This window comes from Segatella copri, assembly GCF_003465495.1.
Classification (GTDB): Bacteria; Bacteroidota; Bacteroidia; order Bacteroidales; family Bacteroidaceae; genus Prevotella; species Prevotella copri_G.
Genome location: NZ_QSAV01000105.1, coordinates 1 through 1,256, shown reverse-complemented (window position 1 = coordinate 1,256; position 1,256 = coordinate 1). Strand labels below are relative to the sequence as shown.

The window sequence follows — 1,256 nt, the reverse complement described above, 5'->3', positions numbered from 1 at the left end:
AAGAGAAACGGTTTGACTATGTTAAACTTGGGTTAACTTTACAGTTTTTTTTAGGAGCTTGGCTTTTTTTACAAAAAAAATCGTAAATTTGCAGCGAGAAATAAAAACTTGAAGAATAAACAACATAAAAAATGAACTTATGAAGAAAATCTCGTTGATAGTGATGAGCTGCATGATAGCTTGCGGACTGCTCGCCAACCATGGCATCGTGAAGGGCGGAGAAATGTCGCCTAAGGTAGAGGACACGGTATCGATTGACAAGAAAATCGCTGATAGTCAATGGCTATCGAACAACTCCGACACGTTGGAAGTGGACGCAGCTGGCGAAGACTCGGTGGTGAATGTGGTGGCGTACTTCTGCAAGGGCGACACCTGCGAATACTGGATATATGAGAATGAGTGGAAGGTGAACGGCAAGGACACGGTGAAGACGCTCGGCGTATCCACCCAGGTGCGCCTCGTGGTAAACGATTCCACCAGCAAGGGCTATAAGATGAGCTACACCTTCCTGGACGTAAAGGCCGATTCGGTGGGCGACAACTTCCGGGACAAGATGATGGCCATGGTAGCGGAGCGCACCGCCAAGAGCGTGATAGGCACCACCGTCAACTTTGAAACCGATGAATACGGTTGCATCACCAAGATTACCAATCTCTCGAAAATCAAGAAGCAGGCAAAGGCTCTCTTCAAGGCGAGCATGAAGGACATCGCCGCCATGCCCATCATGCAGGCAATGAAGAAGGCGATAGGTCTTGACTTCATGAAGATAGGCAACCAGGCTAACACCGACGAGTTGGTGGAGGGCTACCTGGAGGAACTGAAACTGCTCTTCGCCTGGCACGGAAGCCAATATGCCGTGGGCGAGCATCACGAGCACGAGGATGCCACCAAGGATAGCTACGCCAACGACACTTATATCAATGCCAGCCTAGAGAAGAATGGCAACTACACAATCTCCTGCGAGGTGGTCAGCGTGATACCAAAGGAGACCGTGAAGGAGGTGATGGACGGACTGATGGGTGCCATCACGGAAGGACTGAAGGGCAAGAAGACCGAGGACGGCAAGGATCATGATGGCATCATCAACGACTTGGACGACGAGTTTAAGAAGGAGATAGAAAAGGCAGTTGACCAAGATGCCCAGACCTCGGAGTATCTCTGTGTGACCTGCTTCGAGAATGGCTGGCCTAGCAGCGTGTTGAAGCAAAATAAAAATGTGATGGCTGGCCGTGGCAAGCTGAAGCAGAAACTCATCG

General features: G+C 49.8%; 1 protein-coding gene. It reads left to right on the top strand.

The window, feature by feature from the left end; translation table 11 throughout:
• Positions 1-139: 139 nt before the first annotated feature.
• Positions 140-1,256 (top strand): hypothetical protein (locus DWV53_RS15205; RefSeq protein ID WP_147468831.1); only part of this gene is annotated, 1,117 nt, incomplete at its 3' end.